At 54.2% G+C, this 12282-nt stretch carries 11 protein-coding genes; 1 reads left to right on the forward strand and 10 read right to left on the reverse strand.

The window, feature by feature from the left end; genetic code table 11:
• Nucleotides 1–362: 362 nt before the first annotated feature.
• From CHB83_RS22290 to CHB83_RS22305, 4 genes are all read right to left on the reverse strand, one after another.
• A complete protein-coding gene (locus CHB83_RS22290) occupies nucleotides 363–2366 on the reverse strand; it encodes a LysM peptidoglycan-binding domain-containing protein (protein ID WP_089334360.1) in 2004 nt (667 codons plus the stop codon).
• 238 nt (nucleotides 2367–2604) lie between these two features.
• Nucleotides 2605–4044 (reverse strand): Asp-tRNA(Asn)/Glu-tRNA(Gln) amidotransferase subunit GatA, encoded by a 1440-nt coding sequence (gene gatA / locus CHB83_RS22295; protein ID WP_089334361.1) that lies wholly within the window; start codon nucleotides 4042–4044, stop codon nucleotides 2605–2607.
• Between the two features lie 14 nt (nucleotides 4045–4058).
• Nucleotides 4059–4448: a Sec-independent protein translocase subunit TatA/TatB gene (locus CHB83_RS24340; RefSeq protein ID WP_082455514.1), complete on the reverse strand. Its 390-nt coding sequence runs from the start codon at nucleotides 4446–4448 to the stop codon at nucleotides 4059–4061.
• 12 nt (nucleotides 4449–4460) lie between these two features.
• A complete protein-coding gene (locus CHB83_RS22305) occupies nucleotides 4461–4685 on the reverse strand; it encodes a twin-arginine translocase TatA/TatE family subunit (RefSeq protein WP_173664792.1) in 225 nt (74 codons plus the stop codon).
• A gap of 310 nt (nucleotides 4686–4995) precedes the next feature.
• On the opposite strand from CHB83_RS22305, the gene CHB83_RS22310 reads away from it, so the two are divergent.
• Nucleotides 4996–5961, forward strand: coding sequence for a GAF domain-containing DNA-binding protein (locus CHB83_RS22310; protein WP_052695295.1), 966 nt, complete (start codon nucleotides 4996–4998; stop codon nucleotides 5959–5961).
• Here the strand turns inward: CHB83_RS22310 and CHB83_RS22315 are convergent.
• The 6 genes from CHB83_RS22315 to dut form a co-directional block, all read right to left on the reverse strand.
• The gene (locus tag CHB83_RS22315) at nucleotides 5958–6164 is read right to left on the reverse strand and encodes a hypothetical protein (RefSeq protein WP_045689029.1); all 207 of its coding nucleotides are present in this window, start codon (nucleotides 6162–6164) and stop codon (nucleotides 5958–5960) included. The genes CHB83_RS22310 and CHB83_RS22315 overlap by 4 nt on opposite strands.
• 66 nt (nucleotides 6165–6230) lie before the next feature.
• Nucleotides 6231–7619 (reverse strand): murein hydrolase activator EnvC family protein, encoded by a 1389-nt coding sequence (locus tag CHB83_RS22320; RefSeq protein ID WP_245855410.1) that lies wholly within the window; start codon nucleotides 7617–7619, stop codon nucleotides 6231–6233.
• Nucleotides 7603–8367, reverse strand: a complete 765-nt coding sequence (locus CHB83_RS22325) for a DUF4292 domain-containing protein (RefSeq protein WP_082455503.1) — start codon at nucleotides 8365–8367, stop codon at nucleotides 7603–7605. The genes CHB83_RS22320 and CHB83_RS22325 overlap by 17 nt, the downstream gene beginning before the upstream one ends.
• Nucleotides 8360–10177, reverse strand: a complete 1818-nt coding sequence (locus tag CHB83_RS22330) for a tetratricopeptide repeat protein (protein WP_089334362.1) — start codon at nucleotides 10175–10177, stop codon at nucleotides 8360–8362. The genes CHB83_RS22325 and CHB83_RS22330 overlap by 8 nt, the downstream gene beginning before the upstream one ends.
• A 112-nt stretch (nucleotides 10178–10289) precedes the next feature.
• Nucleotides 10290–11300, reverse strand: coding sequence for a sugar phosphate nucleotidyltransferase (locus CHB83_RS22335; RefSeq protein ID WP_089334363.1), 1011 nt, complete (start codon nucleotides 11298–11300; stop codon nucleotides 10290–10292).
• A gap of 140 nt (nucleotides 11301–11440) precedes the next feature.
• Nucleotides 11441–11875: a dUTP diphosphatase gene (gene dut, locus CHB83_RS22340; RefSeq protein ID WP_045689026.1), complete on the reverse strand. Its 435-nt coding sequence runs from the start codon at nucleotides 11873–11875 to the stop codon at nucleotides 11441–11443.
• Nucleotides 11876–12282: the final 407 nt, after the last annotated feature.

The raw sequence follows: 12282 nt of genomic DNA on the forward strand, positions 1-12282 counted from the left end.
GCCGGGCGAGTAGGCCAGGGCCAGGTCGAGCTGGGTGCTGACGGGCTTGGTGGGCACTACTTCAATCTTGCCGGCGGGCTCCTGCGAGTGGTAGTTCAGGGCGTCCTGTTTATTGATTTTAAGCATACTCGGGTGGCAACGGGTGAATACTCGGGTGGAGTATAATAGGGCAAGTTGGGGCGAAATCGTCCGGAATCAAAGTTTTAACAGACCAGCTACCGAAAAGCAAAGCCCCGTACCGGGGAAGTACGGGGCTTGTAAATAGCTCAGGATGAAGCCGTGTAAAGCTGCTGGCGAGTTGCTAATTGGAAGAAGCCTCTGCCTTAGCGTTCGTTCTCGTACTTATTTGTTCCTCTACTTTCTCAGCTAGCTACCAGTAGTTTCTGGCCTGGCTTCACATCGTCGGATTTCAGATTGTTGAGCCGGCGTAGTTTTTCGACGGTGACACCTTGGTAGCGACGTGAGATATTATAAAGCGTATCGCCGGGTTGTACTAAGTATACTTTCGGGGGCAAGACCTTGCTGGTGGGCTCGGTCCGAGAGGCAGACGCTGAAGAAGCCGTGCGCGTAGGCTGGGCAGTGGCAAGGGCAGCAGTTGGCGGCGCATCGTCCGTTTGTGCTGGGGCGTGCAGAAGAATCTTTTGTCCGGGCATCACGGCCACAGAACTAAGGTTGTTCCAAGCCATCAGTTGCGCTACGGTAATTCCCCTTTCGCGGCCTATCTTCTCCAGGAAGTCACCCCGCCGTACTACATATTCCTCGGCAGCAGGTTCGGCGGTGTCAGGAGCGGTAGCACGCACTACCTCGGTGTTTTCGCTCCGAGTAGCCTTGGCTCCTGAGCGAGACCCGCGCTCTGGCTTAGTAGGCTCGGGAGCGGTAGGGTCTTCGGCTGTACTCGTTGCAATAAGCGGAGTAGTGCGAAGGACGCCTACCTTCCCAACTTGGGGTGCCCGGCTTTCCATCGTTGCCGGTCGGCGTGCTGCAGATGCCACTGCGCTAGTTTCAGTAGGAGCAGTTGGCGGCAGGGGAACGAAAAGCACTAGTTGACGGCGGGGCGTTAACGGCTGCCCTTTGCGCAACTCGTTCCAGCGACGCACTTGCGCTTGGCTTACTTCGTACCGAGCCGCAACGGAAGCAATTGTTTCGCCCCGACGAACCGTGTGGCGAAGCCGACGGTAGCGGGGTTGCTCATCGGGGGTAGCTTCTCGGGGTGCGCCATTCGCTAGTAACGTACGAGTAGGGAAGGGCTCTACGCCACTGATGCGAACCGGCCGTGGGGCCAGAAGCGTGGGCAATTCCGCTGGCGGGCGACAATAATCGAATAGCGTAGCTCGGTCTACCAAAGCCAAGGCTGGCCGGACGGCCGCAGGTAGCTGCACCGTATAAGGTCGGTAGCCTTCTGGAAGCCACGGCTTGCGTAATTCTGGATTCTGGCGCATCAGCGTCATAGAATCGGGGTAGCCACAGGCGCGGGCCAACCGGGTCAAGTCGAAGGCATGGCCACCTAATTGGAGGGTGTCCATAGTCTCGGCGTACTGGTAGCGCAGAGTAGGGGAGTGCAGCTGGTGCTCCTTGGCATACTTCATGGCATACATGATGGCCGTGAAGGTGGGAACATAGTTGCGGGTCTCAGCGGGCAAGTTTGCGTGTACGTCCCAGTACGTCTTTTTTCCAGTGCGGCGTAGTACGCGCTGCATATTGCCTGCTCCCCAATTGTAAGCAGCTAGTACTAACTCCCAATCGTGAAATACACCGTAGAGGTAACGCAGGTGCTTGCACGCGGCTTCCGTCGCCTTCTCCGGATTCATACGCTCGTCCACCCAGTCGTCGCGGCGGAGGCGCAAGTCGTTGGCCGTAGGACCCATAAACTGCCAGAGCCCCGTTGCACCCACCCGCGACTTAGCCGTAGGAATCAGCGCCGACTCCACCACGGCCAAGTATTTCAGGTCGGTGGGTAGGTTGTACTTCGTTAAGTATTTCTCAAAGAGCGGAAAGTACAGGTTTTCGCGTTCCAAGACGCGTTGGGTATACCCGCGCTGTCGTTCCGTAAAAAGGCGTACAAACGCTAAGACCGACGGGTTGAAAGCATGTGGTACATCTGTCTCAAAGCACATGATTCGGTCTCCTACCAAGTCGCGCAACTCGGGTGGAGTGCGCATCCAGAGCAGTTTGCTGGAATCAACGGGTGCTACCACCAGTGAGTCGGGGAGTAGCTCCAACTGTACCTGCATAGAGTCCTCCGCGGCGGGCACTGTACCCGCATTGGGAGGAAGCGGCAAGGATGGACGTACCTGAGCCGCCCCCGGACGAGCCAAAGAGAAAGCCAACAAAACAGGGGCGGCAGCGCGCAGCAACGACTTCTTCATCTTACATACTAAACTGGGGTAGATGATCCAGTAGGTGCAAAACGCTGACCATCAGACCAGCGCATCTTCAAATGTAACAACGGGCAGTGAAAAACCGACCTGCTCAGGTACAAGCCGAGTAAGGACCTAGCGTAAATACCCCGGAGGTACGCTACGACTTGCTAGAACCGAACCCTTAGATATCGTGATTCTACCAAGCCAGAGCATCTACCTCCGGGGTATCTATACGCGCTGTAAACTAGGCTAGCGCCGGAGCCAATGATTCCGTAACGGAGCCAGCAAAGGCAAGCAGATGCTCTTCGCGAAACGCTCCACTCAAAATCTGCAAGCCAATCGGTAGCCCTTGCGAGTCTTGTCCTGCTGGCACCGAAATAGCTGGCACACCTGCCAATGATGCCTGTACCGTGAAAATATCAGCCAAGTACATGGCAAGAGTATCCTTGTTCACGTCGCCAATGCGGAAGGCGGTGGTAGGAGTAGTAGGTAGAACCAAGAAGTCGTACTCACGCAACAACTCATCGGTTTTCTCTTTGATTAGCCGCCGTACTTGCTGGGCCTTGGTATAGTAGGCGTCATAGTAGTCGGCGCTGAGTACGAAAGTGCCCAGCAAGATGCGCCGTTGTACCTCGGGGCCAAAGCCCTGGGAGCGGGTTTTCTTGTACAATGACTCCAGGTCGGTGGCATCCGAAGCACGGTAGCCAAACTTCACCCCATCATAGCGGCTCAGGTTAGAGCTGGCCTCGGCTGTGGTGAGGATGTAGTACGTTGGTACGATGAAGTCTAGATAGGGGAAATCTACTGCTTCAACTACATGGCCTTGCCCGCGCAGCACATCCAAGGCTTGCTCCGTAGCGGCTTTAATCTCGGGGTTAAGGCCCGGGCGTTCCAGGCAGTCGCGTATGTAGCCGATGCGGTAATGAGGCGCCGGCGTCATCAGTTCACTGTAAGCAGGTACCTCGCGCTGGCTAGCTGTGCTGTCGAAGTTGTCGGCCCCAGCCATCACTTCAAGCAGCAGGGCTGCATCTTCCACTGAGCGAGTCAGGGTACCAATCTGGTCAAAGGAAGATGCGTACGCAATCAGGCCGTAGCGCGAAATGCGCGAATAGGTAGGCTTGAAACCAACAATACCACAGAAAGCGGCAGGCTGCCGTACTGACCCCCCCGTATCGGAGCCGATAGACGCTAGACATAAGTCGGCTTGTACCGCTACGGCCGAGCCCCCAGAGGACCCTCCCGGCACTCGGTCGGGGTCGATTTCGTTACGGGCCGGCCCAAAGTAGGATGTTTCGTTAGACGCCCCCATTGCGAACTCGTCGCAATTCTGGCGGCCAATGAAAATGGCATCTTCATCAAGCAGGCGCTGCACAGCCGTACCCGTGAACAAAGACTTGAAACCATCTAGAATGTGGCTGCTGCTTTGCAGGGCGTGGTCTTTGTAGGCCAGCACATCCTTCAGCCCTACTACCATGCCTGCCAACTTGCCCGCCGTTCCGGCCGCTAGTTTGGCATCCACGGCTTCGGCTTGGGCAAGGGCCTCCTCCGGCCACACTTCCAAGAAAGCATTCAGATGGCTTTTGCGCTGGATGTTATCCAGATAATACTCCACGAGCTGGCGACAGGACAAAGTGCCTGCCGTCAGCTCGTTACGAACTTCCGTGAGAGAGGTAAAGCGTCTCAAATCAAAGAAAGATATTAGTTCACTTGGTCAAGGCGAGGGCGTTCTTCCGTGCGTGCGGGCGGAGGCGTAGTAATACCACCATCCATGGGCGGTGCCAAAGGAGCAGCCGCAGGGGCATCCGTTACGGGGTGTGCCGGCTGAATGGGCGCCTCGTACGCGGGCTGTTGGTTGAACTGCTGCTGGTAGGGCTGTTGCTGCTGATAGGGTTGCTGAGGTTGACCAGCGTTTTCTATCTCACTACGAATTTCACGAGAAGCATCTTTGAACTCACGAATGCCCTTGCCAAGGCCACGGGCCAGCTCAGGAATTTTGTTGGCGCCAAAGAAAATCAAAATCACGACCATGATGAGCATAATCTCACCACCACCTAAGTCGCCTAAGAAAAGGAAAAGGGGCGTTTGCATGGTTAACATCAATTAGAGGCGTGGCTGGGTAGGATCATTAGGGTTGATGGGCCGGTCACGAAACTCAGGTTTCTCTTCTTTCGAAGCGTCCTTAAATTCACGAATTCCCTGACCCATACCGCGGAATAGCTCCGGGATGCGCTTGGCCCCAAACAACAGGATAATGGCGAGACCAATGAGAAGAAGTTCGGTGCCGCCAAGACCGCCGATTCCAAGCAAGAGGGTGGCAAAGTTCATAGAGTGGGGAGCCAAAAGGCCAGTTTGGGTGTCAAAGCTAAGTGTACGCAGCTTTGTACGGTTCAGGATTGGTAAAGGTACCTCATAATTTTAAAATCAGTTCCCTGCGGCTAGATACTTTACGTTACCCCTAAGTGCGAGCTTGGATACAATCTAGAAATCCCTTGCCTTCGGCGGGCAAACTTTTGCGTTCAGCGTTTCCTACGGGTAACAACTGCCAATGCTTGCCTAATTTGCTGAGCGTAGCGGCTATACTATTGAATGCGCTACGTTTCGACCTACAGTTTCTAACCTGAACTTTCCCGCGTTAATGCCTGCTAAATTGCGCCCCTCTACTGCTCCCAAGGCTCCCACCCCGTCCGTTTTGCACCCGGAGGATGAGGATAGCCGCTTGGAAGCGTTGCGTGCCTATCAAATTCTCGATACCCCGCCTGAAAAAGCTTTTGATGACCTAGTGCGGCTGGCGGCGTACATCTGCAATACTCCTACATCAGCCGTAACGCTCATTGATGAGGAGCGCCAGTGGTTTAAAGCTAGAATTGGCTTAGACTCTTTACAAAGCACGGCCCGTGAGCACGCTTTCTGCCAGCATGCCATGCTGGCCGAGAACGTGTACGAAGTAGAGGATGCTCAGCTCGATCCTTTATTTCAAGCTAACCCATTAGTTACCGGCGACCCCAACATCCGCTTCTACGCGGGTGCGCCCTTGCTATCACCCGAAGGGCAGCCGCTGGGTACTATCTGCGCCATTGATTCGGTGCCACGCCGCCTCAACGACGCCCAACGCGATGCGTTGCAGGTATTGGCGCGCGAAGTAGTAGCGCACTTGGAACTACGCCGGGCACGAATTCAACTGGAGCAAGAGCAGCGTAAGCTGGAAGGCCTGCTGCAAATGGCTAACGACGCCGCAGAATCTATTTACTCCAGTGGGGGGCAAACGGAGATTTTTATCAAGCAGGACCACAAACTGCTGCGCGTAATTACGGCTGATATTCGGTACGTGGAGGCCCTCGGCGACTACGTGAATATTTATACTGGACGGGAGCGGTACACGGTGTACAGCACCATGAAAGAGCTAGAATCCAAGCTGCCCGTACGCAATTTTGCGCGGGTACACCGCAAATACATCGTGCGCCTCGACCGTATTATCGCCATTGAGTCGGACGCGGTAGTGGTAGAAATGGGCCATAGTTCCGACCAAGCAACTAGCGTAATTCCAGTGCCCATTGGTAGCTCCTACAAAGCTACCCTGCTGAGTCGCTTAAACCTGATTTAATGAACCTTGAAATAGATTGCCTCATGTGTCGGATAGAAAATATAGTGTTCACCGAGGGAATCAGTTAATTCGGCGAATTGCAGTAGCATCAGCCCCAGGCCACTGCTATCTTTCGTCATGTTATCGGGAGTTTCACCCCCAGCTGACAAGCTTTTTCTTGGATGCTCTGGGACGGAAGTACTGGTAGCTAAGTTTGTTTTCATAGCTCAGAAAGACACCGTATGCTGTACGGTGTTTTTTTTTTGATCTACCAGAATACGTGAGCAGCCTTACTTATGACCCAGCCAGTTCTCCGGGTTCAAGTTTGAGCTGTTGTGCCAGACCTGAAACTGTACCTCCGAAGTTCCTTCGGCGTCCGTGTATACAGTGCCAATTGGTTGGCGGGCCTTAATCACTTGGCCTTCGGCTACGCTCACGCTGCGCAGCTTGGCGTACACCGTAAAATAGTCACCGTGCTGCACCATTACAATGGTGTTCATGCCAGGAACACTAGCCACCGTCAGTACTTTACCGTCAAACACGGCCCGTACTGGTTCGCCAGCACTCGTTTGAATATCGACGCCTCGGTTTTCTACTACTACATTGTGCAGCACCGGGTGATTGTGGCGGCCAAAGCGCTGAGAAATAAAGCCTTTGCTAACGGGCCACGGTAGCTGGCCCCGGTTGTCGGTGAAGGAGGAGGCTAGTTCTGCCGTTTCCGGCGTCAGGGTAACCCGGTTTACTCGTTCTGCCGCAGCTTCGGCCTCGGCCTCGGCGGCCGCCGTAGGACTCGTACGACTAGTAGCGCCAGGGCTGCGCGTAGGAGCTGTGGCCGTAGCAGTACGGCTAGCCGCCGCTTTTGCAGCCGCCGCCCGACGGGCCGCTAAGCGGGCCGCACGCGCAATTTCTTCGCGTACTCGCTGGGCAATCAAATTATCGAGCCGGGAAACGGCCTGCTGTTTAGCGGCTAACTCTTGCCGTAGACTTTCTTCCTGCTGGCTGAGTTTGGTAACAACCTGATCCTGCTGCGTTTTAAGCGTGATAAGGTTGCGCTTTTCTGACAGTTGGTTGTTAAGAAGGCTGCCTTTTTCCTGTTTCTTTTCCTGTAATCCCGCGAGCTGCTGGCTGAGACGCTGCTGCGTGCTACTGATCTGGGCAGCCTGGGCTTTACGCACTTCCGCGTACTGCTGGATGTAACGCAACCGCAGCATAAACTGGTTGAATGATTCTGAGGCGAACAGAAACATCACCCGATTGTAGCTATTGGCCGTCTTGGAGCCAATGTAAATCAGGCGGGCATACTCAGCTTTTAGTTGCTCCAGGTTTTGGCGTGTTTGCTGCACCTGGCCTTCGGTCTGTACCACATCGGTCTCAATGTAGCGCAGCTCATTGCTGATATTCTTGATAACGCCCTGCTGTACCGTGAGCTTTTCCTTGAGGGCATTGAGCTGACCTACGGAGGCTTCTTTCTGCTTTTGCGTTTGCTCCAGAATGCGGCTAGCTTCCTGAATACGGCGTACCGTGGCGCGCCGCTCACGCTCCAACTGCGCTTTGGTTTTGCGCGTGCCAGTGCTGGTTTTACTCCGAGTAGTACGCTGCTGCGCCACACTAGGCGTACTCAAATGCCCTACTGCTAGTACCACCAGCCACGCCAGCCAATACTTACTTCTTGCGCGCATAGCCTTTCGGTACCGAGAAGGGGAACGACAGGCGCTCTTTATCTAAGTCTACGTTCCGGTAGGTTACAACCACAGTTGCGGGGGCACCTTTTTGGGTGGTTTTGAGAGTAGTAGTATGACCGAACAATTGGTTGCGGGGCTCCAACGGCTGGAAATCAGTGTACTCAATGTTCAACGTATTCTGCGTGGCCTGTTCCTGCACGTTTAATTGCTGCACGCGCTTTTTTGGTAGGTCAATAAGCTGCTGCACCAGGATGCCCTGCTGCTCGTACTGCACGCGTTGCTGGTCGCCTTCTGTGCTCACAGTGGGCTGCACATTGGGCGGACTAGCCGGAAGGTAGTCGCCTAGCAACAGGGCCTGTACTCGCTCAAATGTCACGGGCACATTCAGCAGTTGGCTGAGGTAGGCATAATCTCCAACGTAGTACTGCCGCTGCAAGGGAAACAATACTTTCACCGAGTCGCGAGTGATGTAAGCGCGGAAGCCTTCAATGCCAAGCGAGGCCGACAGCCAAATTACGCTGTCTTTACGAATGCGTACGTTCAGGTTAGCTGCTTGCTGTAGACCAGGAACATCAATATTAACTTTCCCCTTGGCCTTAAGGTAGCGAAACTCCACGTTGGTGGCTTTCACCGTTTCCGGGGCCTTCGTTGACACGGGGGGCGCGGCCGTGGGGGCTAGCTTACGCTGGCAGCCACTCAGCAACGCAACGGCGCAAAACACGGCCAACGGAAAACGCTTACTCATACAGTTTCTTGTCTTTAATCTTACGGTCGATTAAGGGAGAAGCACCACCCAGCTTCTGGGCGCGCTCCCATTCGGCCTGGGCCTTCTCCTTTTCGCCTAGTTGGTACAGAACGTCGCCATAGTGCTCTACTACGGTGGCGTCGCGGGAGGTTTTCAGGGCTTTTTCGAGTTGCTGGCGGGCACCTGCGTAGTCCTTCATCTTGTATAATACCCAGCCGTACGTGTCGAGGTAGGTATCATTGTCGGGATTCTGCTTCACCAGCTTACCCGACATCTCTTTGGCTTTTTCAAGCTTTTCTCCTCGCAGAGAGAGGTAGTAGCTATAGTTGTTTAGGGCTTGGGCATTGTTGGCGTCGAACACCAATGCCGCATCATACGCGGCGTCCGACTTAGCGTAGTCTTTCAACTCATGATAGGCATCGCCTAGCTGGGTATCGAACTGCGCTTGTAGTTCCGGATTGTCGGTGGCTAGCTTACGACCATACTCCAACGACTTAACTCCCTTTTTCGCGTCCTTGCGCAGAATGTGCGCCACGCCGTTGTAAAACCACAGGGGCGCTTGATTAGGAAAAAGCTCAAGCGCTTGGTCGGTGTGGCGCAGTAAGGAGTCCGTCTGGTTCAGTTCGGCATCAATCAGGACTACCTGCTGCCAAATTTGGAAGCGGGAGTTGTCCAGCCGAATAGCTTTCATATAGTTGGAGCGGGCTTCCGCCTTGTGGTCGGTTACCGTCTGAATGTCGCCTGCAATGGCAAACGCTTTGGCTTCTTTAGGGTGTACCCGGGTGGTTATAGCGGCCAGCTCTAGGGCGGGCTGGGTAAGGGCAGGATTGGGAAGCTGCTTGATGTAATCTACCAGAATCCGCACCTTGTTGTCAACGTCGAGTGCGGGGCTCTCAAACGCGAGCTTGATTTGCTTCTGCGACTCCGTAGGGTTATTCTGCTGGCGGTAAATATCGGCCAGAATCATACGGGCCTGCGGATTTTCTGGCTCTGCTTTCAGCGCCTGCTCCGCTACCCGAATGGCGTCTGGAAAACGGTTGTTAGCCGCATACATTTGTGCTTGTGCCAGCACGTAGCGCACCTCATCGGGGTTGGCCTGCACTAGCTTCTCGCCTTCCTGCAGCGCCTTGTCAAGGTTGTTTTGCTTGAGGTAAATCTGCTGCCGCTTGAAGGATATCTCATCCAGCGGCCCAAACTGTTTTTCGGCCTGATTAAAGGTGCTTAGCGCTTCGTTCAGCTTGCCCTGCGTGATGTACAAATCGGCTAAGTTGAAGAGGTAGTAGCCCGAGTCAGGTACGTCGCGAATCAGGGTTGTGTATACCTGGGCCGCTTGGTCGTACTGCTTCTGGCTACCGTAAATCTGGGCTAGCAGCAAATGGTAATAGGCATTCTTTGAGTCGAGCTTTACAGCTGCTTGCGCAAAGTTGGTTGCATCCTGCAAGTTGCCGCTCAGCATGTTGGTTTCGGCAATCTTGTAATTGATGGCCGCGTTAGCCGGGTTTAAGGCATACGCCTTCAGCAGCCGCTCTAGCGCCTTGTTGTAATCCTCCAGCAGCAGATACCGAATGCCATCTACGAAAAAGGACTCGCTGATTTCGCGGTCCTTTTCCGATAGTTGACGGCCTTGTGATTGAACAACTTCAATCTCGGCCCGGCGAGCTAGCTCTTTGCGCTCTTTCCGACTAAGCTTTTTTGGCTTGGCTGGGCTCGGCTTGCTGGTGGCAGGTGCCGAGGGCTGCCGCTGGGCGTGCCCCGGACTGGCCACTAGTAGGCCGAGCAAGAGCAGAATAAAAGCACTTTTTTGACTCATGAACGCAGCAGCGCGGCCCAGTAGCCGCGGTTGGTAGAAAGCAAGATACAGCCTAACACAACATCAGGGCCACAAGGGCCGCGCTACTGCAACGTCAGGAGAGGCAAAAATATCACACGCGGAGTGTGTTATAATCGCCTAGGCTCAAGTCGTCGGGAGTACCTGCCACGGTGGCGTGGTTGCCAATCATGGAGTTTGTAACGTTGGCATGAAATACGGAGGCCGATTGTTGTACAATGCTATTAGACAGCACCGAACCGCGCACGTTGCTTTGGCTACCCAACGATACGTGTGGTCCTACCACAGAATCAGTAATGATGGCGCCCTCACCGATGTATACTGGCGGAATCAATACGGAATTAGTCACCTTGGCGGATTCGGCTACTAAGTTTTCGCCCCGCTCCTGCAGATACTCCAGGTAGCGCTGGTTGGTGTACACGGTAGCATCCTTATTGCCGCAGTCGAGCCACTCCGTTACACGGCCAGGTACGAAGGTAGTGCCCTTGTTCTTCATGTTCTCAAGGGCGTTGGTGAGCTGGAACTCGCCTTTGTCCTTGATGTCATTGTCGAGCAGATATTGCAGCTCGTTCTTCAGGTAGTCGCCATCCTTAAAGTAGTAGATGCCGATAATGGCCAGATCCGACACAAACGTCTCGGGCTTTTCCACGAAGTCCGTGATTTGGCCTTCCTCATTGAGCTTTACTACTCCGAACGGCTTAGGATCATCTACGCGCTGCACCCAGATGGTGCCCTCGGCCGAAGAATCCAGGATGAAATCGGCTTTGAAAAGGGTGTCGGCAAAAGCTACTACTACCGGGCCACTCAGGGCCGACTGAGCGCACAGGATGGCGTGGGCCGTACCTAGGGGCTCGTCTTGGTAGTGAATAGTGCCCTTGGCACCCACTGATTCAGCAATCTTTACTAGGCTCTTCTCTACTTCCGCCCCAAAGCGGCCAATGATGAAAGCTACTTCGTCTACTTGTTCGCCGCAGACTTTGGCAATGTCCTCTACGAGGCGCTGTACGATGGGCTTACCAGCAATAGGAATAAGAGGCTTGGGAACAGTGAGGGTATGCGGGCGCATGCGCTTGCCCATGCCGGCCATCGGAACGATGATTTTCATAGAGGTGAGGGTATTCGGGAGTTAAGAAATTACTTGTACGCAGGAAAGAATGTCTCGTCTGTGGGAGGCGAGGGCCAACTAATTAGCAATGATAACTAGATTTTGGCCACCGAATATTAAGAAAAAAAGAACCAGTTTGACTACTGCTGGCCTGTACTACCATAGCCGCTCGCTCCCCGTGAAGTTTCACTGAGGGTTGACACGGGTTGCCATTGCACCGTTTCGTGTCGCGCAACTACCAGCTGAGCAATTCGTTCCCCATCCTGCACCACGAAATCCTGGTCGGAAAGGTTAACGAGGAGGACTTTGATTTCTCCACGGTAGTCGGCATCGATAGTGCCTGGGCTGTTTACAATACCTATTCCGTGCTTATATGCTAGGCCGCTGCGGGGGCGTACTTGCATTTCGTAACCCACCGGAATTTCTACAAACAAACCAGTAGGTACTAAAGCACGTTGCAGGGGCTTCAACGTAACCGGCTCGGTGAGGTTGGCCCGTACGTCCAGACCAGCCGCGTGGGCAGTTTGGTACTCGGGCAGCGCATGGCGCGACTGGTTGATGACGGGAAGGAGCATAAGCGAAAGAACAGCAGGGAAGTACCCAAAACAAAAGTGAGCAGCCCAGACCGTAGGCCCGGCGGGACCGAGGGCGGTTGCTCCCAGAAAATAATAGAAGCTTGTAACCTAAAAGCGGCAAGCAAGGGTGGCTTAAAAGGCTACCAGCGCACAAAGCAAGTTATTCTCAGGTATAATTCAAGGCTAGTATTGTAATCTGCTGTGCAGCTATATGCGCCAGCTAGAGGGCGTACAGTTGTGTTTAATCAGGCAGCAGTTGGGCGCGACAACGGAAAAATCATCAGGAATTAAGAGTGTTTCGCAGCGCCTCAGCTGGCTTTTGTCGGTACCAGTTCTCAGCAGAAAGAAGATAGGGCCTTACTAGCATGTTAGTAAGGCCCTATCTTCAAACGAGGAACTGGGAAAGA

It is taken from the genome of Hymenobacter mucosus, assembly GCF_900188255.1.
Lineage (GTDB): Bacteria > Bacteroidota > Bacteroidia > Cytophagales > Hymenobacteraceae > Hymenobacter > Hymenobacter mucosus.